Consider the following 23,323-nt stretch of genomic DNA (forward strand, 5'->3'; position numbering starts at 1 on the left):
GAACGCCGCAACTCCGGCTCTACGACTTTACAATGTCAAGGTTGTCAGTAGCCTTAATCATATAAATGATACGTTCGGGGGCACGGTCTGGCTTGATCGCGTCAGCACCAAAAAGCGTTGTAAAAGGGAGAGAAGTATGAAGTTGTCGTTCAAGGCAGGATTGCTCGTAAGTGCGTTGACGATCTCCACACCGGTGCTGGCACAACTACAAGACGCAACCTTATCTTCCGGACCGACCGACACCCCCGCAGCTTCACAGGAAACGCCCGATCCCGCCTCCTCCGCCGCAGACGCGGCGCAGGACGCGCCGCCCGCCGACGAAGTGGTGGTGACCGGCATCCGCGGCAGCCTTGCCTCTTCGGCGCGAGTCAAGCGTGACGCCGAGCTGATCGTCGACAGCATCTCGGCCGAGGACGTCGGCAAGTTTCCCGACGCCAACATCGCCGAATCGCTCCAGCGCATCACCGGCGTGGCGATCGATCGTTCGGGCGGCGAGGGCCAGTTCATCACCGTCCGCGGGCTGGGGCCCGAGTTCAACACGGTGCTGGTCAACGGCCGCGTGATGGCGACCGACAATCCGGGGCGCGAATTCTCGTTCGACGTGCTGTCCTCGAACATGATCCAGCGTACCGACGTCTACAAGTCGAGCGTGGCCGAGCTGCAGGAAGGCGGAATCGGCGCGACGGTGAACATCATCACCGCCCGCCCGCTGGAAGGGCGCAGCGGCTTCCACATCGCCGCATCGGCGGGCGGCATCTATGACACGCTGCGCGACAAGGTGAGCCCCGATCTGTCGGCGGTCACCTCCTACACCAACGAAGACAAGACGATCGGCATCGTGCTGGCGGGGTCCTACACCGACCGCTACAGCCAGCTCGACTATGTGCGCACCGAAGGCTGGCTGTTCGGGCCGCAGCGGGTGGTGAACGGGACCGCGGATTCGACCGGGCTTACCCCCGGCGCGATCGTCACCACGCCCGGCGACGTGCATACGCCGCAGAACGTCCAGTTCGCGCGCCAGCTCGACCGCCGCAAGCGCATCAACGTCTCGGGCACCTTCCAGGCGCAGGTGACCGACACGCTGCTGGTGACCCTGGACGGCATCTATTCGAAGTTCGACGTCTATAGCGACCGCAACATCTTCGCGAACTTCTTCTCCGCCCCCTACATCGGCATGGAGACGGACGAGAACGGCACCGTGCTGGGCTTCAACCGCCCGGGCCAGCAGTTCCTGGCCGCCAATCCGGCGCTGGCGGACGCGGTGTCGCTTTCGCAGAACGACAATATCGTCAATCCCAGCGAGCGGCTGACCAACAGCTACCAGATCGGCGGCAACCTGAAATGGAACCCGTCGGAGGACGTGGAGGTGCAGTTCGACGCCTCCACCACGCGCGCCAAGCAGCGCGCGCCGGGGATGTTCGTGGTGGTCGGATCGCTGGCGCAGACCAGCCCGCGCTTCGATCTGAACAAGGGCAACGACCTGCCGATCGTCTCCAATTCGGGCAACATCACCGATCCCTCGCTGATGCGCGCGCACTTCACCGGAGTCGACGACAATCGCGTGGAGGACAAGGGCTCCGAATTCCACCTCGACACCAAGCTCAGGGTGCACGACAGCCCGCTGAAGGCAGTGCGGATCGGCTTCTTCTATTCCGATCGCAGCAAGGTGCGCCGCAACCAGAGCAACCGGGACGGGAACTGCGCCTATTGCGGCTATGAGATCCCGATGGACCCCTCGCTGCTCCAGCCCTTCATGCTCGACGACTTCCTGACGGGCGTCTCGGGCAGCGAGAATGTGCCTGCGCAATTCTTCACCTATGATCCGCGCGCGGTGATCGCGTTCATGTCCGATCCGGCGAACCTCGCCCGCCCGCGGCAGGGGCGCACCGCCGAGGAGCAGGCGGCGGAGGCCGCGCGGCTGCTGGCGCTGCCGGGCGGGCCCTATGGCGTGCGCGAGAACCTGAACAGCCGGCTCGACGTGCAGGAAGAAGTGACGGCGGCCTATTTCGCGATGGACTTCGGCGGAACCAACTGGTCGGGCAACGCCGGCATCCGCGTGGTCCGCACCCAGACCCTCTCGCGCGGGTTCGCCCAGCCGGTGCTGAACATCACCAACACCCCCGGCGACGACACGCTGCAATATCAGTTCGGCGAGGCCGTGCCGGTCTCGGTGCGCAACAGCTATGTCAACGCGCTGCCCTCGGCCAACCTGAAGGTGAATCTGACCGAGAATCTGATCGCGCGCGCGGCCTTTTCGCAGACGGTGACCCGGCCGACGCTGACCGATCTGGGCGTGGACAATTCGTTCGGCGGGCGCGTGTCCGTGCCGCTGTCGAGCGGCGGCAATCCTTCGCTGCAGCCGTTCAAGTCGACCAACTACGACCTGTCGCTGGAATGGTATCTGTCGCCGGTCAGCTATCTGAGCATCGGCGGATTCTACAAGAACCTGAGCGACTTCCTCGAGCTCCAGACGCTGCCGGTCGAGCGGTTCGGGCGGGTGTTCCAGGATACCCGCACGCGCAACGGCCAGACCGGCTTCATCCGCGGGATCGAGGTGGGCGGCCAATATGCGTTCGACTTCCTCGACGGATTCGCATCGGGCTTCGGCCTGGCGGGCAACTACACCTATGTCGAAAGCGAGGCCAATCGCGACATCGCGCTGTCCGACTATGAGTGCGGCTACAACGGCCTGTCGCCGCATTCGGCCAACGGCAGCGTATTCTATGAGAAGTACGGCGTGTCGGCGCGCGCTTCCTACAACTGGCGCTCGGACTATCTGCGCGCCTGCCGTTCGGACCAGGCGCGGCCGCGCAACCGATCGGCCTATGGCCAGCTCGATTTCAACCTGGCCTATGACGTGACGCCGAACTTCCAGCTCTATGTCCAGGGCGTCAACATCACCAACGCGCGCGTGGAGGAATGGTCGGTGATCGAGGACCGCTTCCTGATGCTCCAGGACACCGGCGCACGGTATAATTTCGGCGTCCGCGCTTCGTTCTGAGCGGGGTGGGGGAGGTGTGCCACTGTCGTGGCATCCTCCCCCTTCCGGCATCGCGCGCTCCGGCGCGCTGAGAGTCTGTTTGGAAATGCGCGGAAGAGCGCATTTCCAGGCGGCACCGCCCTCCGCAGCCTTTCCATCGATGCTGCGCATCGCCGGAACCTTGGGCTGCTCCGCCCGCTCCCCACCCGGCCACCCACGCCAGTATCCTATGGGTGGCCGGGTGGGGGAGCGGGCAGGTACCGCAAACAGGCGCTGAGACCTTTTGTCGCATCGGCAGGGCGGCGGTGCCGGTGTATCGCGCGCGGCATGACCGAGGAACAGCTCGCCGAACAGGTGGAACAATTCTACGCCCGGGCGCGGGTCGACGCGCTGCTGGGGCCGGTGTTCGACGACGCCGTGGAAGACTGGCCGCACCATCTGGGCAGGATCCAGGCCTTCTGGTCTTCGGTGATGCTGACGAGCGGACGCTACAAGGGCAGCCCGGTGGCGGCGCACCTGAAGCACGGCGCACGGCTGACGCCCGAGATGTTCGTGCGCTGGCTGGCGCTGTGGCGTGAGACCGCGGCGGAGGTGTTTCCGCCCGGCGAGGCGGAAGCGATCGCGGAGAAGGCCGAGAAGATCGGCGAGGGCCTGAGCCTGGCGCTGTTCCTGCGGCTGTGAAGGCGCTCCCTAGGCGGCCCGGATTGGGACGGCCTTGCAAATTCAACCGGTTACTGCGCAGCAACGGTCAGCCGGCGTTCAGTGACCCGGGCGGATGCTGGGCGCACGTAACAGGAGGCCGAGATGCGGCGAGGGCAGAGGATGCGGCTGGGAGCGATCGGCGTCGCGGCGCTGGCGCTGTCGGCGTGCACGATGAGCGATTATGGGGCAGGCTATGGCGACGGCTATGGCTATGCGCCCGTGCCGGTGCCTGCCTATACCGCCGCCGAGGTGGTCGACGCCTATGCCTATATCGACCGCGCGGACTCGCTGTGGGAAGCGATCGGCGACGCGCCGCCCGACCACAGCTTCGCCTTCGAAGGCGCCGAGCCCTGGGCGTGGCAGACCGAGGCGGGTTACTGGATCGTCGTCGAGGACGGGCGCGACGGCATGCGCAGCTATTATTTCGAGCCGGACGAGATGGCGCCGTTCCTGGCGGTGGAGCCGGGGCGCAGCTTCGGCTTCGAGGGCGACCAGGTGGCGGTGGTCTATGGCCCCGACGGCGGGGCGCTGCCGCGGGCGGAGGGCGCGGCCTATCTGACCGAGGCGATGGCGCTGTTCGCGCGGGCGCGGCGGATCCGCGCGACGCTGACCCAGGGGCAGTGGGAGCCGGTGGATACCCAGGCGTGGATCGACACCAGCCCGCTGCTCTTCACCAGCATGATCCAGATCTGGGATACGGGCCCGCAGCGCTATCCCGAATGGCGCCGCCACCGCGAGAAGGTGCGCGCGAGCGACTGGCGCCACCGGATCGAAGCCGAGCAGCTGCGGCGGCGCGACCTTTCCGAAGCGTTCCGCCGCTGGCGCGCGGGCGGGTTCGAAGGACCGCCGCCGGGCCGCTGGCGGCGCCCGGGCGAGGCGCGGCCTGATCGTCCGGACCGTCCCGGCGGGTCGAACCGGCCGGGCGTGGGGCGACCGGACCGTCCCGATGGTCCGCGCCAGCCCGGGGCGGGTAGGCCCGATCGGCCGCGCCCGGACTGGAACGGCCCGCGCCGGCCGGATCGCCCGCGCCCGCGTCCCGACAAGCCGGTCGCGCGCGAGCCCATCGAAGCCGCCGAGCCAGGTGCGACCGTGCCCGTGCCTCCCGCGGCGGGCGAGCGGCCGCGCCGCCCCGGCGGAGGGCTCTGGCGTCCGCGTCCGCGGCCCGGCGGGGCTGAGAATACGGCGCCTGCGACCCCGCGCCCGCGTCCCGAGGGGAGGCCCTGGTCTCGCGAGCGTCCGGCGGGGGCGGGAACTTCGGCTCCGCGCATGACGCCGCCTGCAGCCCAGCCGCGGCCCCGCATCACCCAGCCGCCGCGCAGCGCACCCCCGGCTGCTGCGCGTCCGGCGCCGCAACCGCGTCCGGCCGCCCAGCCTCGCCCGGCGCCTCCGCGGCCGCCCAAGCTCGGGCTCGATCCGCGCAGCGAACGGGTGGAGTGAACCTCAGGCGGGTCGGAAGGGGAGCAGGCTCTCGTACTGGCTGAGCGAAGGCGCGCCGGGGACCTGCGCGCCGTGGCGCAGCAGGAATGCGTGGCGGACGATCTCGGCCTGCTGCTCGAGCCCGTATTTCTCGAACTTCTGCCCGGGCTTGAGCGCATAGGCATAGCGGCAGAAGGGATGGCGCCTGAGCGGCAGGAAGATGCCCTTCTGATGCTGCCAGATGTGCACCAGCTCATGGACGAACAGTCCCTGGACGCCGAGCTCCGCCTGGCTGAAATCCTCGTGATAGAGCCCGCCCCTGGGGTGGAAATGGATCGTGCCGAGCGGCGCCATGGTGGTGCCGGCAGGCTGGAAGAAGGCCCATTTGCGGTTTGCGACCCGGGCGGTGCGATAGTCGATCGCGTCGCCGAACACGGAGGCGGCAAGGCGAGTCTCGCCTTCGGTGAGGGGGCGGGTGGTCATGGGGGAGGGGTATCGACTTTTGGCGCATGTCGGAAGCGGCGAGCTTGCGAGCCATCAATCCTCCTCCGCAAGGGGTGAGGTGGCGCCGAAGGCGTCGGAGGGGGAGGACGCACGCCGTTGGTTGGTCGCTTACCTCCCCCTCCGTCATGCTTCGCATGCCACCTCCCCCTGGCAGGGGAGGATTGCGCCTCACCCGCAGGCCGCCGCGCGGCGGAGGAGGAAGTCGCGTTCGCGGGTGTTGGTGCTGAGGGCGGCGGCTGCTTCGAAGGCTTCGCGCGCCTCCGCGAGTCGGCCGGCGCGGAACAGGAAGTCGCCGCGGGCGGCGGGGAGCGGGGCGTAGTTGCGGAGCGCCGCGGCGTCGGCGATGGCGTCGACCAGCGCGAGCCCGGCCGCGGGGCCGAACGCCATGCAATACGCGACGGCGCGGTTGAGCTCGACCACCGGCGACGGCATCGCTGCGGCGAGGCGATCGTAGAGGCCGGCGATCCGCGGCCAGTCGGTATCCTCCGGCCGGTGCGCGCGTGCGTGGCAGGCGGCGATCGCGGCCTGGAGGGCATAGGGGCCGGTGTCGTCGAGCGCCTCGGCGCGCTCCAGCGCAGCGAGGCCGCGGCGGATGAGGAGCTGATCCCAGCGCGCGCGGTTCTGCTCGGGGAGGGGTATGGCGGCGCCGTCTGGCCCCACGCGTGCGGCGAGGCGCGAGGCCTGGAGCTCCATCAGCGCGAGCAGCCCCCAGACCTCGGCCTCCTCTGGCGCGAGGCCGGCGAGGATGCGGCCGAGCCGCTGTGCCTCGGCGCAGAGCGCGGGGCGGATCAGGTCTTCACCCGCGGTGGCCGCATAGCCTTCGTTGAAGATCAGGTAGACGACCTCGAGCACCGAGGCGAGGCGCGCGGCGCGATCGGGGCCGCGGGGGACCTCGAACCCCAGGCCGGCGCTGCCAATGGTCTTCTTGGCGCGGACGATGCGCTGCGCGATCGTGGTTTCGGTGGAGAGGAAGGCGCGCGCGATCTCCGCGGTGGTGAGCCCGCCGATCAGCCGCAGCGTGAGCGCGGCGCGTGCCTCCGCCGACAGGATCGGATGGCAGGCGGTGAAGATCAGCGCGAGCAGCTCGTCGCCGACATCGTCGTCCATCGCAGCCTCGATTCGCTCGATCGAGCGGTCGGCTTCGCCCTCGGCCTCGCGGCCGATCTCGGCGTGCTTGCGCTCCGCCATCGCCGCGCGGCGGAAACCGTCGATCGCACGGCGCTTGGCGGTTGCCATCAGCCAGGCGCCGGGGCGATCGGGGATGCCGCTCCTCGGCCATTCGGCGATCGCGGCGATGAGCGCGTCCTGCGCCAGGTCCTCGGCGGCGTCCATGTCGCGCGTCATCCGCGCCAGCCCGGCGATCAGCCGCGCGCGCTCGATCCGGAAGACCGCCTCGACGGCCTCTAGGGCTGGGGTCGCCGCCATGCTCCGTCGGATAGCCGATCGGGGAAGCGGCGGCGACCCGCAGCGTCAGCGCTTTTCGAGCTGCTCGCGGTTGTGGTCGTGGATCTCCGCGCTTTCGGGAGTCATCCACTTTTCCAGATCGGCCAGCTCATAGACCGGGCGGATCTCGATCTCGCTCGGCCCCGGCATCGGATTGGGGCAGCGCTTCACCCATTCGACGGCTTCGGCCATGTCCTTGACTTCCCAGAGCCAATAGCCGGCGACCAGCTCGCGCGTCTCGGCGAAGGGGCCGTCGATCACGGACCGGCTCGGGCCGTCGAACGCGACGCGCTTGGCCTGCGACGTAGGCTTGAGGCCCTCGCCGCCGAGCATCACGCCGGCAGCGATCAGCTCCTCGTTGAACTTGCCCATTTCCTCGAACAGTCCGGGCGGGGGCGGGGCGCCCGCTTCGCTGTCCTCGGTCGCCTTCACGAATACCATTACACGCATCTTTCGTCTCCTTGGGTCATCGAAGCCCATGCGGCCTCGCTCACACGACGAACGGGTTGCGGCGGATTCGACAGGGCCGCGAAAAAATTTTCTGCGATCGTATCGAAGCGTGGCGGCTCCCCAATTTCGCGGATGTGCGAACGAAGGTCAGATGCGGTCGATATCCTCGTGGATCATGTCGATCTCGCGCACGCCGCGGCTGCTGCGGGCGGCGTTGACCAGGTCGCGCAGCTGCTCGCGGCGTGTGCGGGCGCGGTCTACGTGGCGCAGCACCAGCGGGGCGCCCTGCGTCGTCTCGTCGGAAGAGACGATGCCGATCGAGCCGATGTCGGCCATCTGGTTGATCAGCGAGAAATCGATGCGGACATTCTTGACGCGGTAGAGCTCGACCTCGTCGATCGACTTCACGAAGATGCCCTTGTGGAGGATCAGCCGGTCTTCGGTGACCACATAGGTGGTGGCGAGATTGCCGAACCATTTGGCGAGGAAGATCGCGATTCCCGCGGCGAGCATCGCGGGGAAAAGCCAGGCCCAGCCTTCGACCGGCCGCTGCGCGAGCGCCCAGATCGAGCCGCCGAGCCCCACGAGCAGCAGCAGCAGCGTGCCCCAGCCGGCGAGCGTGCCGCGCAGCCAGCCCCAGGTGGACGAACGGAAACGATCGAGAATCTGGGTCATGCTGGGCTCCCTCCCGTGAGAGCGGGAGGATAGCGCTGCCCAATTGCTTCGTCACCCCGGCCCGAGGGACGGAAAGGCGGGAAAGCTATTCCCCCGGCGGCGGATCGCCCGCGCCGACGACCTTGGCCGGTGCGACGATCGTGCGGCCGCCGGCGAACGCCACGCCGAGCGGGATGGTGTCCCCGGGCTTCACATTGGGGCCGATGTCGAAGAGCATGACGTGCCTGCCGCCGGGCGCGAAGGCGAGCGTGCCGCCCGCGGGCACCGCCACGTCGCGGACCGGGCGCATCGACTTGGTGCCGGCATGATCCATGGTCTCGTGGAGCTCGGCGCGCACTGCGGCGGGGGTGGAAACCTGGAGCAGCGTCTCGCCCTTCGATCCGCCGTGGACGGTGAAATAGGCCGCGCCCGGCCGGCCGGACACGGCGGGGAGGCGGACCCAGGCGCCGTCGACGCGGGTCTCGGCCGGGGCCTGCTGGCATCCGGCGGCGAGCAGCGCCACTGCAACAATCCCGGCAAATCCGCGCATCCACATCCCTTTCAAAGCGTGGGGCTTCGTAGATTTTCCTCCGTCTTGCGGCAAGCCGAACCGCACCTATATCCGCTCACGGACTGCCGCGCCGCATCGCCTGTTCAGGGGTGCGGGAGGCAAGTTTTTTGACTTCGAACTGTTTTTGATTTCGGACTGGGGGCCAACGAGGGACCATGGCTAAAGTTATCGGTATCGATCTGGGCACGACCAACAGCTGCGTCGCAGTGATGGAAGGCGGCAAGCCCAAGGTGATCGAGAATGTGGAAGGCGCGCGTACCACGCCGTCTATCGTCGCCTTCGCCAAGGACGGCGAGCGGCTGATCGGCCAGCCGGCCAAGCGCCAGGCAGTGACCAATCCCGACAATACCATCTTCGCAGTGAAGCGCCTGATCGGCCGCCGCTTCGACGATCCCGTGACCAAGAAGGACACCGAGCTGGTGCCCTACACGATCGCGCGCGGCCCCAATGGCGACGCGTGGGTCAAGGCGGGTGGCGAGGAATATTCGCCGTCGCAGATCAGCGCCTTCATCCTGCAGAAGATGAAGGAGACCGCCGAACAGTATCTGGGCGAGACGGTCACCCAGGCCGTGATCACCGTTCCGGCCTATTTCAACGACGCGCAGCGCCAGGCGACCAAGGACGCGGGCAAGATCGCGGGCCTCGACGTGCTGCGCATCATCAACGAGCCGACGGCCGCGGCGCTCGCCTATGGCCTGGACAAGGACAACAACAAGACCATCGCGGTCTATGACCTTGGCGGCGGCACCTTCGACATCTCGATCCTCGAGATCGGCGACGGCGTGTTCGAAGTGAAGGCGACCAACGGCGACACCTTCCTGGGCGGCGAGGACTTCGACGCCAAGATCGTCCAGTTCCTGGCCGACGAGTTCAAGAAGGCCGAGGGCATCGACCTGACCAAGGACAAGCTCGCGCTGCAGCGGCTGAAGGAAGCTGCCGAGAAGGCCAAGATCGAGCTTTCGTCGGCGGCGACCACCGAGGTCAACCTGCCCTTCATCACCGCCGACCAGAACGGGCCGAAGCACCTGGTCAAGTCGATCACGCGCGCCGACCTCGAGCGGCTCGTCGACGACCTGATCCAGCGCACGCTGGAGCCGTGCCGCAAGGCGCTGGCCGATGCGGGCCTCAAGGCGGACGCGATCGACGAAGTCGTGCTCGTCGGCGGCATGACGCGCATGCCCAAGGTGCGCGAGATCGTGAAGTCGTTCTTCGGCAAGGAGCCGCACACCGGCGTGAACCCCGACGAAGTCGTGGCGATCGGCGCGGCGATCCAGGCGGGCGTGCTCCAGGGCGACGTCAAGGACGTGCTGCTGCTCGACGTGACTCCGCTGTCGCTGGGCATCGAGACGCTGGGCGGCGTGTTCACCCGGATGATCGACCGCAACACCACGATCCCGACCAAGAAGTCGCAGGTCTACTCGACCGCTGACGACAATCAGCAGGCAGTGACGATCCGCGTCTTCCAGGGCGAGCGCGAGATGGCGGCGGACAACAAGATGCTCGGCCAGTTCGACCTGGTCGGCATTCCCCCGGCGCCCCGCGGCGTGCCGCAGATCGAAGTCACTTTCGACATCGACGCCAACGGCATCGTCAACGTCTCCGCCAAGGACAAGGGCACCGGCAAGGAGCAGCAGATCCGCATCCAGGCCTCGGGCGGGCTCAGCGACAACGACATCGAAGCGATGGTCCGCGACGCCGAGAAGTTCGCCGAAGAGGACAAGAAGCGGCGCGCCGCGGCCGAGGCGAAGAACAACGCCGAGAGCCTGATCCACACCACCGAGCGCCAGCTCGCCGAGAATGGCGACAAGGTCGACGCTTCGCTGAAGGGCGAGATCGAGGCCGCGATCGCTGAGGCCAAGTCTGCGGTCGAGGGCGGCGATGCCGACGCGATGACCGAGAAGTCGCAGGCGCTCGCGCAGGTGGCGATGAAACTCGGCCAGGCGATCTACGAGAAGCAGGCCGCGGAGAATGCCTCGCCCCAGGCAGGCGCGGGCGAGGCGGCCGGTTCGGAGGCAGGCGGCGAGGAAGTCGTCGACGCCGAGTTCTCCGAGGTGGACGACAACAAGGCGTAAAACATGGATTTCGCTCGTCATCCCCGCGAAAGCGGGGACCCATCTCCCGGCCGCCGTGCTAGGCTGTACGGATGGAAGATGGGCCCCCGCTTTCGCGGGGGTGACGGGGGAATCTCCGGGGGCCGGGTTTAGATGACCACCGAAGTCGATTATTACGAGCTGCTCGAATGCGAGCGCGGGGCGGACGAAGCGACGCTCAAATCCGCCTATCGCAAGCTGGCGATGAAGTATCACCCCGACAAGAACGGGGGGTGCAAGGATCACGAAGCCAAGTTCAAGGCGATCAGCGAAGCCTATGAATGCCTGAAGGACCCGCAGAAGCGCGCCGCCTATGACCGGTTCGGCCATGCCGCGTTCAAGAACGGCGGGATGGGCGGCGGCGGACCGCACGGCAACGCCGATTTCGGGGCGTTCAGCGACATCTTCGAAAGCGTGTTCGGCGAGTTCATGGGTGGGCGCGGTGGCGGCCGGCCGAACCTGCGCGGCGCCGATCTGCGCTACGACATGGAAATCAGCCTGGAAGAGGCGTTCCACGGCACCACCACCGAAGTCACCGTCGACGTATCGGGCGTGTGCGACAGCTGCAGCGGCACCGGCGCGACGCCGGGCACCCAGGCCAAGAGCTGCGGCCATTGCCACGGCCACGGCAAGGTGCGCGCGCAGCAGGGCTTCTTCATGGTCGAGCGGACCTGCCCGATGTGCCACGGCGCGGGCCAGGTGATCGCCGATCCGTGCCGCGACTGCCGCGGCGAGGGGCGCACCGACAAGACCAAGACGCTCAAGATCAACGTGCCCCCGGGCGTGGACGAAGGCACGCGCATCCGGCTTTCGGGTGAAGGCGAGGCAGGCGCGCGCGGCGCGCCGGCGGGCGACCTCTACATCTTCCTCCATGTGAAGCAGCACGCGATCTTCGAGCGCCAGGGCACCACGCTCTATGCGCGCGCCGATCAGCTTCACCACGGCCGCGCTGGGCGGCGAGATCGAGCTTCCCGCACTCGACGGGGAGAAGATCGCGATCCGGATCGCGCCGGGCACCCAGCCCGGCCGCGAAGTGCGCCAGCGCGGCGCGGGCATGCCCGTGCTCCAGGGGCGCGGACGCGGCGATCTGGTGGTGCGGCTCGAGGTCGAGATGCCCAGCAAGCTCACCGCAAGACAACGCGAACTGCTCGAGGAATTCCGCGCGACCGAGACCGGCGAGGAATGCCCCGAAGCGACGGGGTTCTTCGCCAAGATCAAGGCGGCGCTGGGCTGACAGCCTGCGGCTCCGGTCCGCCGGTCCTGCATGATTGCTGGAATATGCGGAAAGGCATAGCTTCCTCCCGGGCGCGAATCCGCGCCTCTGGGGGAGAAATGCAATGTCGACGCTTGCGGTGCAGCAGCTCGTTGCGACCAACGGCTATTATCCGTCCTATGAAGGGGCGCCCGCCTTCAGCGTGGGAATGATCCAGAGCTATGCCGGCGCCGGGCCGGCCTTCAACGCGCCGCAGGCCAAGGGCCAGCTGCTGTCGATCAATCAATATCCGGTGCTCTACTCGATCTACGGCAGCAGCTATGGCGGCGACGGGAGGCAGAATTTCGCGCTCCCCGATCTCGACAAGCGCAGCATCGTGGGAGGCGCGCCCGGGCAGAGCGGCGCGGAAAGCCTGGCGATGACCTATATGATCGCGACCGAGAGCGGCGGCATGGCGCCCGCCGCCGGCGCGGTGGCGGCGTTCGGCGGTGGGCGCGCACCGGCCGGCTGGCTGGCGTGCGACGGCTCGCTGCTCCAGATCAGCGCCTATACCGAACTCTTTTCGGTGATCGGCACCCTCTATGGCGGCGACGGCGTTTCCAGCTTCGCGCTGCCCAACCTGAGCGGTGCCGCAGCGGTGGGCGCGGGGAAAGGCGTCGCGCTGGGCCAGAAGGTCCCCGGAACCCTCCCCGGGCTGGGGCTCAACTACGCGATCTGCGCCGAGGGCCTTTATCCCATGCCGAGCGGCGACGGCAGCTTCCCCGACAATGAGGCGTATCTGGGGCAGGTGCTGGCCTATGCCGGAGTCGAGCTGCCCGCGGGGTGGATGGCGTGCAACGGCACGATGATGCCGGAGGCGCAATTCCAGGCGCTCTTCTCGCTGCTCGGCTACACCTATGGCGGCGGCGGATCGGCCTTCGCCCTGCCCGATCTGCGCGGCAGGATGATCGTCGGCGGGACGCCCGGGATGATCGGCGACGCCAAGACGGAAATGCCGATGCCTGCCGCTTGAGCGGGCATCGGACGGTTTGGTGAGATACGAACTCCTCCCCCGAAGGGGAGGGGTTCTGATCGTCGGTCAGATCGCAGTGGCTGCTTGCCCGAGCCCGCGCCACTGGAGAAGGGCGAGCAGCGCGACCGTGGCGGCCTGCATCGTCACGAAGGCCATGCCGAACGCATTGCCGTTCCAGGGGCTGGCGAGCAGCGCGAGACTGGCCGCCACCCAGGCGATGTTCGCGGCGATCACGGCGCGTACCGGCCAGCCGCCGCCGCGCTTCGCTGCCCAGAGCACGAAGGCCGCGAAGGGAAGGAGGATGATTCCCGCCTCGCGCAGCAGCGGCACCGGAAGCGCAGTGATCGCGGCGACCGGCTCGGCGGCGAGCGCGAGCAGCAGGCCCATCGCGGCGCAGGTCGCGGCGTCGAAGGCGAGGATCGGGCGGAGCATCGAATTGGCAGTCATGTTGGTCTCCCTTGCTTGAGGACCCGCCAAGCATGGCGGTTGCAGCGAGCAAGTCGATTACGTCGCAGGTAATTGGATCGGCGCGGCGCAGCCTGTAGCTCCGGGGCGAAGGAGAGAGCGATGCAGCTTCAGGTCCGGCCACTCGGCGAGCAGATCAGGGAATGGCGCCAGCGCAGGCGGCTCAGCCAGATGGACCTGGCGCTCGAAGCCGAAATATCGACGCGGCACCTGAGCTTCATCGAGACCGGGCGCGCGCGGCCGAGCCGCGAGATGGTGCTGCTGCTCGCCGAGCATCTCGACGTGCCGCTGCGCGAGCGCAACGCGATGCTGCTCGGCGCGGGCCATGCGCCCGTCTATGCCGAGCGCCCGCTCGACGACCCCGAGCTTGCCGCCGCGCGGCGCGCGATCGAGCTGGTGCTCAAAGGGCACGAGCCGTTCCCGGCGCTCGCGATCGACCGGCACTGGAACATGGTGAGCGCCAATGCCGCGGTGGCACCGCTGCTCGAAGGCGTGGCGCCGCACCTGCTCGAAGGACCTGTCAACGTGCTGCGGCTGAGCCTGCATCCCGAGGGGCTGGCGCCGCGGATCCGCAACCTGGGCGAATGGCGCGCGCATCTGCTCGAGCGGCTGCGGCGCCAGGCGTGGCTGACCAGCGATCCCGAGCTCGCCGCGCTGCTCGACGAGCTCTGGTCCTATCCCAGCGCGGAAGGCTCGGGCGATGCGGGGACATTCGACAGCGTGGCGGTGCCGCTGCGGCTCGATACGCCGCTGGGCGCGCTCAGCTTCCTCAGCACCACCACCATCTTCGGCACGCCGCGCGACGTGACGCTCGACGAGCTGGCGATCGAAGCCTTCTTCCCTGCGGACGAGCAGACGATGGAGCGGCTGGGGGTGCGCTGATCAGGGTCTGAACCCTAGTGGCCGTCGTCGCTCCAGTGCGGCGGATCGCTGAGCAGCTTGTGCACGCCATAGGTGGCGCCCACCGCGTGGAGCGCGCGGTTCTCCGCTCCCGAGCGGGGCGCGCCGATCGCCACCTTGTGCCCCGAGCGTTGCTCGACTCGGATCGTGCCCGACCAGCTTATCGTCATGTCGACTGCGCGGCCCTCGATATGGCGCGAGGTGAGCGAGGGCGCAAAAGCGATATCGAACAGCTCGACCATCGCCTGAGCAGCGCGGCGAGAGGCGGCGGAGTCGCCATGGTCCCAGCGGATCGCGGCGCCCGGAATCGCGGGCACGTCGGCAGGGTCGATCGCGCCGCGCGCGACGTTCCAGCTGTAGTGCATCAGCGCCGCGCGAGTGGCGTTGCGGCGCGTGGAGGTGACCGCCACCCGGGCGCCGGCCGCGCGCATCGCCTCGACGAACGCGGTCGCGCGCTGGCGAAAAGGCGAGGCGAGGTCGGCGAGCGAGGCGCTGTTGGGGAAGCGTGCCTGGTTGGCATGCCACCAGTCGGCGCCGCTGAGCGGTATCGCCGGAGCCGTTTCGACCGCGAGCGCGCGCCACGTCCGGCCGCCCGGATCGACGCGCCCGTCGGGCCGGGCGATGCCCAGGACCTGCGCCTGATAGGTCTCTATCGCGGCAACGGTGCGCGGGCCGGCGTCGCCGTCTACCGGTAGCGCGGGCTGGCCGGTTGCCGCGCGCCAGCGGTTGAGCAGCCGCTGGACCTCGCGCACGTCGCCGCGCGCATTGATGCCGTCCCTGCCGACCGACGCCGTGATCGCCATCACCGTTCCCCTGCTGCCCCGGCAGAGGAGGTAGGTGACGAAATCCTACATTGGAAGGACGGGACAACCCCGGGCGGGATCAGCCGAAGACGCGGTCGAAGATCGTGTCGACGTGCTTGTAATGGTAGCCGAGGTCGAACTTGTCCTCGAGCTCCGCGGGCGAGAGCGCCGCGGTGACTTCGGGATCGGCCTTGAGCAGCTCGAGCAGCGAGAGCTCACCGTCCGATTCCCACACCTTCATCGCGTTGCGCTGGACGAGGCGATAGCTGTCCTCGCGGCTGACGCCGGCTTGCGTCAGCGCGAGCAGCACGCGCTGCGAATGGACGAGCCCGCCCATGCGATCGAGGTTCTTCTGCATCCGCGCAGGGTAGACGAGCAGCTTGTCGATCACCCCGGTGAGGCGCGCGAGCGCGAAATCGAGCGTGATCGTCGCGTCGGGGCCGATGTAGCGCTCGACCGACGAGTGCGAGATGTCGCGCTCGTGCCACAGCGCGACATTCTCCATCGCGGGGATCGTCGCGCTGCGCACCATGCGGGCGAGGCCGGTGAGGTTCTCGGTCAGCACCGGGTTGCGCTTGTGCGGCATCGCCGACGAGCCCTTCTGACCGGGCGAGAAATATTCCTCGGCCTCGAGCACTTCGGTGCGCTGCAGGTGGCGGACCTCGACCGCGAGCCGCTCGATCGAACTGGCGATCACGCCCAGCGTCGCGAAGAACATCGCGTGGCGATCGCGCGGGATGACCTGGGTGGAGACCGGCTCGACCGAGAGGCCGAGCTTCTCGGCGACATGCGCCTCGACGCGCGGATCGATATTGGCGAAGGTGCCGACCGCGCCCGAGATCGCGCAGGTGGCGATGTCGGAGCGCGCGGCCACGAGGCGTTCCTTGTTGCGCTTGAACTCGGCATAAGCCTCGGCGAGCTTGAGCCCGAAGGTCACCGGCTCGGCGTGGATGCCGTGGCTGCGGCCGATCGTCGGGGTGAGCTTGTGCTCCTTCGCGCGGCGCTCCAGCACTTCGAGCAGCTTGTCGAGATCGGCGAGCAGGATGTCCGACGCGCGGGCGAGCTGGACCGAGAGGCAGGTGTCGAGCACGTCGCTCGACGTCATGCCCTGGTGCATGAAGCGCGCCTCGTCGCCGACCTGCTCGGCGACCCAGGTGAGGAAGGCGATCACGTCGTGCTTGGTCACGGCTTCGATCGCGTCGATCGCGGCGACGTCGATCGCCGGCTTGGTCGCCCACCAGTCCCACAGCGCCTTGGCGGCCGACTTGGGCACCACGCCGAGCTCGGCCAGCGCCTCGGTCGCGTGCGCCTCGATCTCGAACCAGATGGCGAAGCGGGTTTCGGGCGACCAGATCGCGGTCATCTCCGGACGCGCATAGCGGGGGACCATGGTTTTCCTTTCCGAGGGCAGGCTGCCGCATGGCACCGGGCCAGCGGATTGCGACGGGGCGGCCCCTAGCAGGGGCAAGGCGGTGCCGCAACGCCGGGGCGGCGGAACCGGCGCGGGGATCGCCTGGTTGGTCGGTCAGGAGAATGCACGATGATGAAGGCAATGCTTCTGGCCGCGACCTGTCTGATCGCGGCACCGGGCCTGGCGCAGGAGATGAAGCCGGCCGAGCAGGATCAGGACAAGCGCGAGACGCCGGTCCCGACGCCCGACGCGCCGCCCGAGGACGACACGGCACCCAAGACCGACGAGCCCGACGAGGTGCCCGACGGGGTTCCCGCCGATCCGGCACCGACCCCGAACCCGCCGCCGGCGACCGAGGCGAGCCAGCCGACACCCTCGCCGTCCCCCACCCAGAGCCCGACGCCCAGGCCGCAGAGTCCCTCGACCCAGCCGACCACCGATCCCCCCGCACCGCCGCCCGAGCCGCGCTGAACCAGGTTGCAGGCCCGTGCCGGTGCCACTCCGCCGGAGACCGCGGCGATAGCACTTCCCTACCGAGATCTTGCCGCGGGGCCGAGGGCACTATAGCCCAAGGCCAGGCGTGGGGGGCGCACGATGTCGGATTTCGAGTTCATTTTCGCATTGTTCGGACTCCTTCTCGGGCTCTCGCTCGCGGAAGTTCTCGGTGGTCTTGCGCGTGCTATCGAGGTCCGATTGCGACCGCGATCGATTGCACGGATCGGGTGGCTGACGCCATTGCTCGGCGCGTTCGTCATGCTCGACCTGCTATCCTTCTGGCAGGCGGCCTGGACTGTGCGCGATATCGTCGGCGTGTCCGGCAAGGCGCTGATGGCGGTTACCGTCTTCGCCAGCGCCTATTATCTTGCTGCCCACCTTGTCTTCCCCCGCGGGATCGAGGAGCAGCCGGACTTCGACGCCCACTTCTTCCGCGTACGGCGGATCGTGATCGGCATCCTGTTCGCGTTGTTGCTGTGCCAGCTCGGCTGGTATGCAAGCGTTCCGGCGCTGGCTGCGCTTTTGGCTCGCCCGCTGCCGATGGCGCTGACCTTCATCCTCGTCATATTGATGCTGGCGGCGATGTTCGTTCGTGGCAAACGCGGGAGCAGGGTGGTGATGTCGGCGCTCGTCTTCCGTTACGTCGTCGTCTATCTTCTCTGAGCTGCGGCACGCCTCTGCAACGCCGTCTCAGGCTCCTCTAGATCAGCCCCATTGCGCGCAGGCTCGAATGGCCCTGGGTGCCGATGATGACATGATCGTGGAGCGCGATGCCGAGGCGCTTGCCGGCCTCGGCGATGTTGCGGGTGATGTCGATGTCGGCGCGGCTGGGCGCGGGATCGCCCGAGGGATGGTTGTGCACGAGGATGATCGCCGCCGACCCCAGGTCGATCGCGCGGCGGATCACTTCGCGGACGTACACCGCGGACTCGTCGGTCGAGCCGGTCCACATCAATTCGTCGCGGATCAGCATGTTCTTGGAATTGAGGTGGAGCACACGCACCCGCTCGATCGCGTGGGGCGCCATGTCGGCGCGCAGATAGTCGAGCAGCGCCTGCCAATTGGCGAGCACCGGGCGCTCGGCGACTTCGGCGCGCAGCAGCCGGAGCGCGGCGGCGTGCGCGGCCTTGAGCGCGGCGGCGCTGGTCTCGCCCATCCCCTCGACGCGCGCCAGCGCCTCGGCATCGGCGGTGAGCAGCCCCGCGATCCCGCCGAACTCGGCGAGCAGCGCCTTGGCGAGCGGCTTGGTGTCGCGCCGGGGAATCGCCAGCGCGAGGAGATATTCGATCAGCTCGTGATCGAGCAGCGCCTCGGGTCCGCCCTCGAACAGCCGCTGGCGCAGACGCGCGCGGTGGCCGGAGTTGTCGGGAGCGTCGGCGGGCATGGGTGGAGGTATGCGCGGAGGCTGGCCGGCGCGCAATCTCCCTCTCCCGCTTGCGGGAGAGGGTCGGGGTGAGGGTGAGTCCGATGTGGCGAAACGATTCCGGTGCGGCTACTACTCACCCTCACCCGGCCTCACTCCGTTCGGCCACCCTCTCCCGCAAGCGGTAGAGGGTTAGAAGCCACCGGTGTTGACTCACCCGGCCACCCTTCCTAAAGCGCCCCTGCCTTGGCGGGCTCGCCCTCGGCACATTGCGCCTGGACCTGCCGGAAACGGCTGATAGGAGAGGCGAAATGGCCGAAAACGAGCCCGGACCGGACCCCTTGCCCGAGGATCCCCGCATCGCCGCACTCGACGCGCGGCTGAAGCGGGCGAAATCGGACGAGGCGATCAGGACCGGCGCCGCGGAACCGGGCGATAGCAACTATCGCATGGGCAACCGCGTGCTCGCCGAACTGATCGGAAGCATGGTCGGAGGGGCAGTGATCGGGGGTACCCTCGATTGGCTGCTCGGCACCTCCCCGTGGCTCCTGCTCGCTCTCCTTTTCCTCGGAATCGTGAGCGCGTTCAGGAACATCATCAGGATTTCGAATCGGCGCTCGAAGTGAACCTTCGGGCGCTTTGGCTAATATGGGACCAGGGCACCAGCGTGGCGGCGGAATCAGGCAAGATCGACCCGATGCACCAGTTCGAGGTGCAGACGATCTGGGACGGCTTCAATTTGGCCGGGCACCAGATCGCCTTCACGAACTCGGCGCTGTGGATGTGCGCGGCCGCGGTCGCGCTGTGGGTGTTCATGCTCGGCGGCCTCAAGCGCCAGATGGTGCCCGGCCGCTGGCAGATGATGGTCGAGAGCTTCACCGGCTTCATCGATAACCTGCTCAAGGCGAACATCGGCAAGGAAGGGCGCAAGTTCACGCCCTATGTCTTCTCGCTGTTCATGTTCATCCTGTTCGCCAACGTGCTGGGGCTGCTGCCCTTCGGCATTGTCGGCCTCCATCCCTTCACGGTCACCAGCCACTTCACCGTCACCGGCGTGCTGGCGATCCTGAGCTTCTCGATCGTGCTGGTCGTGGGCTTCGCCAAGCATGGCTTGCGCTTCTTCTCGCTGTTCGCGCCCAAGGGCACGCCGATCCCCGTGCTGCTGCTGGTGGCGCCGATCGAGTTCGTGTCGTTCATGGTTCGCCCCTTCAGCCTCGCACTGCGACTGTTCGTGGCGATGACCGCGGGGCACATCCTGCTGAAGGTGCTGGCGGGCTTCATCATCAACGCGGGCAATGCCGGCGCGGGCCTGGGCATCCTGGTCGGCGTGCCGAGCTTCGCGCTGATGGCGGGCGTCTCTGCGCTGGAGATGCTGGTGGCGGGCGTGCAGGCCTATGTCTTCGCGCTGCTGACCTCGCTCTACATCAACGATGCCGTGCACCTGCACGACCATCACTGATCTTTCGTATCCGAGTTCAATCGAAATTTTATCAAGGAGTTACTCAAATGGAAGCAGACACGATCAAGTTCCTCGGCGCCGGCCTCGCGGCAATCGGTGCGGGCCTTGCCGCGCTCGGCGTGGGCAACGTCTTCGCCGCCTTCCTGCAGGGCGCGCTGCGCAATCCGGGTGCGGCTGCCAGCCAGCAGGGCAACATGTTCATCGGCTTCGCGGCCGCCGAGCTTCTCGGCCTGCTCGCATTCGTCGTTGCAGTGCTGCTGATCTTCGTCGCCTAACATTCCGTGTCCGGGCCGGCACGCAGCCGGCCCGCATTCGGGCAGGATCAAAATGCCTCAGATAGAACAGATCGCCGCAACCTATGCGTCCCAGATTTTCTGGACGCTGCTGACGTTCGGCCTCGTCTTCCTCGTCGTGGGCCTGGGCATGCTGCCCAAGGTGCTCTCGACCGTCGACGAGCGCGACAAGACGGTTTCGGACGACCTGGCGGCGGCCGAGGCCGCCCGCGCTGCGGCCGATGCGGCCGAGGAAGCCTGGCGCACGCAGGACAATGCTGCGCGCGAAGCGGTGCAGAAGCGGATCGCCGACGCCCGCGCCAAGGGCAGCGCCAAGGCCGAGAAGACGCTGGCGACCGCGGCCGCCAAGATCGACGCCAAGATCACCGAGGCCGAGACGCGGATCGCCGAGGCGAGCGCGGCAGCGGCCACCGAGATCGAGGCAGTGGCGGCCGAAGCGGCGCAGGACATCGTCGCGCGCCTCTCGGGCGCCAAGGTGACGGCCGCCGAGGCCAAGAAGGCAGTGAAGGCAGCGCTCAATGGCTGAGGCAGCACATCCCACTTACGCCGACAACGTCAACGCCGCGGCGCACGGCAAAGGCATGGGCGTTCCCGAGACCGGCGCCAAGGCAGTGACGATCGAGCATGGCGGCCCGAGCGAGGAGCATCCGGACCCCACCGTGTTCGGGCTCGACGCCACCGTGTGGGTATCGATCGCGATGCTCGCCTTCCTCCTCGTGCTGGTGTGGAAGGGCGTTCCGGCGCTGATCGGGCGCGGGCTCGACGCCAAGATCGCCGAGATCCGCAACCGGCTCGAGGAAGCCAAGCAGCTCCGCGCCGAGGCCGAGACGCTGCGCGATGAATATGCGCGCAAGATCGCCGGGCTCGAGGCGGACACCCAGGCGATGCTCGCCCATGCCGACGAGGAGGCCAAGGCCGTCCTCGCCAAGGCGGAGGCCGACGCCAAGGAGCTCACCAAGCGCCGCACCAAGATGGCCGAGGACAAGATCGCAGCCGCCGAGCGCGCCGCGATCCAGGCAATCCGCGCCAAGGCCGCCGAAGCCGCGACCAGGGCCGCCGCGACGATCATCGCCACCAAGCACGACGCCAGCACCGACAAGGCGCTGGTCGACAAGACGATCTCGGGAATCGGCCGGCTCAACTGAGCCGCGCTAACCGTCGCGAGGAAATCCAAGCCGCTCCGGGTTATCCGGGGCGGCTTTTTCTTTGCGGGCTGTGGTTGGTGCTCGTTCGTTCCTAAGCCCCTCCCCTTCAGGGGAGGGGTTGGGGTGGGGCATGTGTCTCACCGAGACGGACGTATCCGCAGACAGCCCCCACCCCAAACCCCTCCCCTGAAGGGGAGGGGCTTAATGTCTGCTACCACGGCGTCCTGGCTCACCCGGCTTCACTTGCAATGTAGGATTTCGCCTGCTTGGCTCGCATCGCCGGGGACCCCGCCGCTCTTTGACAGGTCCGCAATCGCCTTCGCGCCGCGCAAGAATATTGCGAGATGCGCGCCGTTTCCGTGAAAAGAGTCAAAACTGGCCGCGGCGACTCCGGCCGCTATTTCTTCGGCGCGAGCAGGTCGTCGACGATCGGCATCATCGCCTTGAACCCGCCCTGCCGGGTGGCCATCCCCGCCACGGCGATCCCGGTGGTGGGCGAATAGCCTGCCCAGGTGCCCCAGAAGCCGCTGTGCCAATAGATGTCGCCCGCGGGGGTGTGGCGGACGAAGATGCCGAAGCGATATTTGTCGGCGTCCTTGTGCTGCCCCTCGGTGAGCATCACTTCGATCGTGCGCCGCCGCTTGAACACGCGGCCCTCGAACAGCGCCTTCATGAAGGTCGCCAGGTCGCGCGGCGACATCACCAGCCCGCCGCCGCCGAACAGGTCAAGCGAGGGATCGACATGCGTCACGTCGGTCTCGCCCAGGAACTGGCGGGCGCGTTCGGGCGCACCGGGGCGGGGCTGCTCGTAGACTTCCCAATAGGTTGAGCGCAGCCCGAGCCGGTCGAGGCCCAGCTGCTCGCGCACCGCCGCGGCGAGCGGCTTGCCGGCGATCCGCTCGACGATGTCGCCGAGCAGGATATAGCCGTCGTCCGAATAGCGGAATTCGGTGCCGGGCTGGGTCTGCGGATCGGCCCATTCGACGAGCAGCCCGATCAGGCTCTCGCGCGTGTAGCGGCGCTTCGGGTCGTTGCGCATCGCCTCGACGAAACGATCGTCGCTGCCATGATCGTAGAGCCCGGCGCTGTGGCTGAGCAGGTGGCGGACGGTGATCTTGCTGGTGTCGTACCCGTCCTTGCGGAGCAGCGCGTCGAGCTTGGGATCGAGCAAGGGACCGATCGGCGCATCAAGGCCGATCCGGCCGTCTTCCCACAGCCGCAGCACCGTGGCGGCGACGAAGGTCTTGGTGTTGCTCGCGATCCGCATCGGCGTATCGATGGTGAGGCGGCGGCCGGTGGTCGGGTCGGCCAGCCCCGCGGCGGCACCCCGGCCCGGTCCGTCGCCCAGCACGAATATCGCCACCGGGTGCGGCTGGGCCGAGAGCGCAGCCTGAAGTTCGCTGCTCTCCACCGCAGCGGGTGGGGCCTGGGTCTGGGCGAGGGCAGGAGCGGCGGTGGCGCAGAGTAGCGCGAGAACGGCAGTGCGGATCATCGCGAAAATGGAGCATCGGCGATGCGAAGCGTCAAGCGCTGGCGGCGGCGGGTGGGCGTGCTAAGGACGAGGCCATGGCTTCCGATCCCCAATATCGCTGGCTCCAGATCGCAGGAGTTGTGATGCTGCTGCTCGCGGTGCTGATGGTCGTGCTCGCGGTGCAACGCCACGAAGAGGATCACCGCAAGCGCGACGACATCGGCGCGCGCGCCGCGGAGATCATGAACCAGATCGAAGCCGAGGCCGCGCGGATCGAGCGCGAGGCGGCGAAGGAGTGAGCGCCCTCCTATCCTCCCCCGCCAGGGGGAGGTGTCATGCGCAGCATGACGGAGGGGGCGGATGCCAGAACATTGCGGCGGGCTTCCTCCCCCTCCGTCGCCTTCGGCGCCACCTCCCCCTGGCGGGGGAGGATAAGGGTATAAGGGCTCGGCTCGGTTTCTGAACTTGAAGACGAACTGGTCG

The 23,323-nt window shown here is 68.0% G+C and carries 23 protein-coding genes and 2 pseudogenes; 15 read left to right on the plus strand and 10 right to left on the minus strand.

The annotated features are described in order from the left end of the window. The first annotated feature begins 136 nt into the window (after positions 1 to 136). The 3 genes from ACMGDH_RS05205 to ACMGDH_RS05215 all read left to right on the plus strand — a co-directional run bounded on the left by ACMGDH_RS05205 (position 137) and on the right by ACMGDH_RS05215 (position 5,119). Positions 137 to 3,001: a TonB-dependent receptor gene (locus ACMGDH_RS05205; protein ID WP_436826842.1), complete on the plus strand. Its 2,865-nt coding sequence runs from the start codon at positions 137 to 139 to the stop codon at positions 2,999 to 3,001. A gap of 306 nt (positions 3,002 to 3,307) precedes the next feature. Further along, positions 3,308 to 3,661 carry a group III truncated hemoglobin gene (locus ACMGDH_RS05210; protein ID WP_436826843.1) on the plus strand — a complete coding sequence of 118 codons (354 nt, stop codon included), beginning with the start codon at positions 3,308 to 3,310 and terminating at the stop codon, positions 3,659 to 3,661. 123 nt (positions 3,662 to 3,784) lie between these two features. Further along, entirely contained in the window at positions 3,785 to 5,119 is a 1,335-nt protein-coding gene (locus ACMGDH_RS05215; RefSeq protein ID WP_436826844.1) for a hypothetical protein, read from the plus strand. Between the two features lie 3 nt (positions 5,120 to 5,122). Here the strand turns inward: ACMGDH_RS05215 and ACMGDH_RS05220 are convergent, their stop codons facing one another. The 5 genes and pseudogenes from ACMGDH_RS05220 to ACMGDH_RS05240 form a co-directional block, all read right to left on the minus strand. Further along, positions 5,123 to 5,581 (minus strand): vgr related protein, encoded by a 459-nt coding sequence (locus ACMGDH_RS05220; RefSeq protein ID WP_436826845.1) that lies wholly within the window; start codon positions 5,579 to 5,581, stop codon positions 5,123 to 5,125. A gap of 189 nt (positions 5,582 to 5,770) precedes the next feature. Next, positions 5,771 to 7,027, minus strand: coding sequence for an RNA polymerase sigma factor (locus ACMGDH_RS05225; RefSeq protein ID WP_436826846.1), 1,257 nt, complete (start codon positions 7,025 to 7,027; stop codon positions 5,771 to 5,773). Positions 7,028 to 7,147: 120 nt separating this feature from the next. Further along, positions 7,148 to 7,495 (minus strand): annotated as a pseudogene (locus ACMGDH_RS05230) (YciI family protein); the annotation flags it as partial. A gap of 147 nt (positions 7,496 to 7,642) precedes the next feature. Beyond that, entirely contained in the window at positions 7,643 to 8,170 is a 528-nt protein-coding gene (locus tag ACMGDH_RS05235) for a PH domain-containing protein (RefSeq protein WP_436826847.1), read from the minus strand. An 85-nt stretch (positions 8,171 to 8,255) separates the two neighbouring features. Continuing rightward, positions 8,256 to 8,699 (minus strand): copper chaperone PCu(A)C, encoded by a 444-nt coding sequence (locus tag ACMGDH_RS05240; RefSeq protein WP_436826848.1) that lies wholly within the window; start codon positions 8,697 to 8,699, stop codon positions 8,256 to 8,258. A 176-nt stretch (positions 8,700 to 8,875) separates the two neighbouring features. Between ACMGDH_RS05240 and dnaK the strand changes: the two genes are divergently transcribed. From dnaK to ACMGDH_RS05255, 3 genes and pseudogenes are all read left to right on the plus strand, one after another. Further along, positions 8,876 to 10,792: a molecular chaperone DnaK gene (gene dnaK / locus ACMGDH_RS05245; protein WP_436826849.1), complete on the plus strand. Its 1,917-nt coding sequence runs from the start codon at positions 8,876 to 8,878 to the stop codon at positions 10,790 to 10,792. Between the two features lie 132 nt (positions 10,793 to 10,924). Beyond that, positions 10,925 to 12,044: pseudogene (gene dnaJ, locus ACMGDH_RS05250) on the plus strand (molecular chaperone DnaJ). A gap of 103 nt (positions 12,045 to 12,147) precedes the next feature. After that, a complete protein-coding gene (locus ACMGDH_RS05255; protein WP_436826850.1) occupies positions 12,148 to 13,035 on the plus strand; it encodes a tail fiber protein in 888 nt (295 codons plus the stop codon). 66 nt (positions 13,036 to 13,101) lie between these two features. Here ACMGDH_RS05255 and ACMGDH_RS05260 read toward each other — a convergent pair whose 3' ends face one another. After that, positions 13,102 to 13,482: a hypothetical protein gene (locus ACMGDH_RS05260; RefSeq protein ID WP_436826851.1), complete on the minus strand. Its 381-nt coding sequence runs from the start codon at positions 13,480 to 13,482 to the stop codon at positions 13,102 to 13,104. A gap of 120 nt (positions 13,483 to 13,602) precedes the next feature. Here ACMGDH_RS05260 and ACMGDH_RS05265 point away from each other — a divergent pair, with 120 nt between their 5' ends. Next, positions 13,603 to 14,382 (plus strand): helix-turn-helix domain-containing protein, encoded by a 780-nt coding sequence (locus ACMGDH_RS05265; RefSeq protein WP_436826852.1) that lies wholly within the window; start codon positions 13,603 to 13,605, stop codon positions 14,380 to 14,382. Positions 14,383 to 14,396: 14 nt separating this feature from the next. Here the strand turns inward: ACMGDH_RS05265 and ACMGDH_RS05270 are convergent, their stop codons facing one another. Next, entirely contained in the window at positions 14,397 to 15,203 is an 807-nt protein-coding gene (locus ACMGDH_RS05270; RefSeq protein WP_436826853.1) for a peptidoglycan-binding domain-containing protein, read from the minus strand. Between the two features lie 79 nt (positions 15,204 to 15,282). Beyond that, complete coding sequence (gene purB / locus ACMGDH_RS05275; RefSeq protein ID WP_436826854.1) at positions 15,283 to 16,593, minus strand: adenylosuccinate lyase; 1,311 nt, start codon at positions 16,591 to 16,593, stop codon at positions 15,283 to 15,285. A gap of 150 nt (positions 16,594 to 16,743) precedes the next feature. On the opposite strand from purB, the gene ACMGDH_RS05280 reads away from it, so the two are divergent. Further along, positions 16,744 to 17,085, plus strand: a complete 342-nt coding sequence (locus tag ACMGDH_RS05280) for a hypothetical protein (protein ID WP_436826855.1) — start codon at positions 16,744 to 16,746, stop codon at positions 17,083 to 17,085. Positions 17,086 to 17,349: 264 nt separating this feature from the next. Further along, positions 17,350 to 17,772 carry a hypothetical protein gene (locus ACMGDH_RS05285; RefSeq protein ID WP_436826856.1) on the plus strand — a complete coding sequence of 141 codons (423 nt, stop codon included), beginning with the start codon at positions 17,350 to 17,352 and terminating at the stop codon, positions 17,770 to 17,772. 37 nt (positions 17,773 to 17,809) lie between these two features. Here ACMGDH_RS05285 and radC read toward each other — a convergent pair whose 3' ends face one another. Next, positions 17,810 to 18,493 carry a RadC family protein gene (radC, locus tag ACMGDH_RS05290; protein WP_436826857.1) on the minus strand — a complete coding sequence of 228 codons (684 nt, stop codon included), beginning with the start codon at positions 18,491 to 18,493 and terminating at the stop codon, positions 17,810 to 17,812. Between the two features lie 290 nt (positions 18,494 to 18,783). Between radC and ACMGDH_RS05295 the strand changes: the two genes are divergently transcribed. Genes ACMGDH_RS05295 through ACMGDH_RS05315 form a run of 5 tightly spaced genes read left to right on the plus strand, consistent with a single transcriptional unit; the run spans position 18,784 to position 21,369 of the window. Next, positions 18,784 to 19,098, plus strand: a complete 315-nt coding sequence (locus ACMGDH_RS05295) for an AtpZ/AtpI family protein (RefSeq protein WP_436826858.1) — start codon at positions 18,784 to 18,786, stop codon at positions 19,096 to 19,098. Positions 19,099 to 19,139: 41 nt separating this feature from the next. After that, on the plus strand, positions 19,140 to 19,931 hold the full coding sequence (locus ACMGDH_RS05300) for a F0F1 ATP synthase subunit A (RefSeq protein ID WP_496047869.1): 792 nt from the start codon (positions 19,140 to 19,142) through the stop codon (positions 19,929 to 19,931). A gap of 47 nt (positions 19,932 to 19,978) precedes the next feature. Further along, the gene (locus ACMGDH_RS05305; RefSeq protein ID WP_436826859.1) at positions 19,979 to 20,206 is read left to right on the plus strand and encodes a F0F1 ATP synthase subunit C; all 228 of its coding nucleotides are present in this window, start codon (positions 19,979 to 19,981) and stop codon (positions 20,204 to 20,206) included. 52 nt (positions 20,207 to 20,258) lie between these two features. Further along, on the plus strand, positions 20,259 to 20,750 hold the full coding sequence (locus ACMGDH_RS05310; RefSeq protein ID WP_436826860.1) for a F0F1 ATP synthase subunit B family protein: 492 nt from the start codon (positions 20,259 to 20,261) through the stop codon (positions 20,748 to 20,750). Beyond that, entirely contained in the window at positions 20,743 to 21,369 is a 627-nt protein-coding gene (locus tag ACMGDH_RS05315; protein ID WP_436826861.1) for a F0F1 ATP synthase subunit B family protein, read from the plus strand. The genes ACMGDH_RS05310 and ACMGDH_RS05315 overlap by 8 nt, the downstream gene beginning before the upstream one ends. A gap of 397 nt (positions 21,370 to 21,766) precedes the next feature. Here the strand turns inward: ACMGDH_RS05315 and ACMGDH_RS05320 are convergent, their stop codons facing one another. Beyond that, complete coding sequence (locus tag ACMGDH_RS05320) at positions 21,767 to 22,861, minus strand: serine hydrolase domain-containing protein (RefSeq protein ID WP_436826862.1); 1,095 nt, start codon at positions 22,859 to 22,861, stop codon at positions 21,767 to 21,769. A gap of 74 nt (positions 22,862 to 22,935) precedes the next feature. Between ACMGDH_RS05320 and ACMGDH_RS05325 the strand changes: the two genes are divergently transcribed. Continuing rightward, positions 22,936 to 23,139 (plus strand): hypothetical protein, encoded by a 204-nt coding sequence (locus ACMGDH_RS05325; RefSeq protein WP_436826863.1) that lies wholly within the window; start codon positions 22,936 to 22,938, stop codon positions 23,137 to 23,139. Positions 23,140 to 23,323: the final 184 nt, after the last annotated feature.

It is taken from the genome of Sphingomonas radicis (genome assembly GCF_051400635.1).
Taxonomy (GTDB): Bacteria; Pseudomonadota; Alphaproteobacteria; order Sphingomonadales; family Sphingomonadaceae; genus Sphingomonas.